The sequence below is a fragment of the Streptococcus sp. GMD4S genome (assembly GCF_000296955.1).
In genome coordinates this window covers 1-1,085 of record NZ_AJRE01000266.1, presented here as the reverse complement: position 1 = coordinate 1,085, position 1,085 = coordinate 1, and the positions used below count along the sequence as shown (strand labels likewise).

1 protein-coding gene and 3 pseudogenes are annotated in these 1,085 nt (G+C 41.0%); 1 reads left to right on the top strand and 3 read right to left on the bottom strand.

The annotated features are described in order from the left end of the window. Together GMD4S_RS09250 and GMD4S_RS09245 are read right to left on the bottom strand one after the other, a co-directional pair. Window positions 1–121 (bottom strand): initiation control protein YabA (locus GMD4S_RS09250; protein WP_008289992.1); only part of this gene is annotated, 121 nt, incomplete at its 3' end. Between the two features lie 36 nt (window positions 122–157). Next, window positions 158–583, bottom strand: a pseudogene (locus GMD4S_RS09245) (DNA polymerase III subunit delta'); the annotation flags it as partial. Between GMD4S_RS09245 and GMD4S_RS14010 the strand changes: the two are divergent. Next, a pseudogene (locus tag GMD4S_RS14010) lies at window positions 570–674 on the top strand (cysteine synthase A); the annotation flags it as partial. The pseudogenes GMD4S_RS09245 and GMD4S_RS14010 sit on opposite strands and share 14 nt — an antisense overlap. A 103-nt stretch (window positions 675–777) precedes the next feature. Here the strand turns inward: GMD4S_RS14010 and GMD4S_RS09240 are convergent. Further along, a pseudogene (locus GMD4S_RS09240) lies at window positions 778–1,085 on the bottom strand (translation elongation factor Ts); the annotation flags it as partial.

Below are 1,085 nucleotides of genomic sequence, written 5' to 3'. Positions count from 1 at the left end.
GAGCTGTATTTTCCTCTACCAGGCTCTTGAGATTTTTCTTGATGGCTTCCACATCGGCCAAGGTCACCAGTAACTGTTGGGAAAAATCATCCAGCGCGTCAAATAATTCTTTTTTGTCCATAAACCAGCCCTTTCCTTTCTTTATCCTTCATTGAGTTTATATTTCTTTCAAGACCAGATATTCCATAGCATTTTGAAAGCTGACATTAGCCTGCCACATTTTTCTAGCTTCTAGTAAATCTTGTAGAATCTGTCGAATCCTTGCTTGCAAGAGATCCTGCCCACAGAGGACTTCGAGGATTCGCAAGACCTGATCTTGTTTTTCCTTGTCATCTACCAAGCTGGCTAATTTCGCAACTTGCAAATAACTCTCTTTTTTCTTAGCTAATAACCAGGTCAGCAGGCGTTCGCTCTCATCCACCAAGGTCCAAAAACTAGCCTGATTGACCAACTTTTCAGCTTCAGCACGTGATTGACAAAACTGGGCTAAGAGAGTTGCTTTTTTCTTGACCAGACCTGCTTGTTCTAATTGATGGATGAGCTTTTCTTCTTGCTTTTTAAAATGGAAAATCTGGGTCCGACTACAATTAGGTACAGGTAAGAAAGTCCTTGCTTTAGCACCAGATAACGGCGAACGTTATTTGTCTACAGCACTCTATGAATTTGAAGTGTAACCTCCTAAATACACTTAGCCCTTATTAAAGGGCTTTTTGTTTACTCATACAGAATCTACTCTCTAGACCAAAAGAAAAAGGAAGCAATTTGCTTCCTTTTCTATTAGTTATTCAAGGCTGCTGCCATTGTAGCTGCAACTTCTGCTTCAAAGTCGTTTGCAGCTTTCTCGATACCTTCACCAACTTCAAAGCGAGCGAACTCAACTACTGAAGCATTTACTGATTCAAGGTAAGCTTCAACTGTCTTGCTGTCATCCATGATGTATACTTGTGCAAGAAGTGTGTATGCTTGGTCAACTTTGGTGTTGTCAAGCATGAAGCGGTCCATTTTACCTGGGATGATTTTGTCCCAGATTTTTTCTGGTTTGCCTTCTGCAGCCAACTCAGCTTTGATATCAGCTTCAGCTTGAG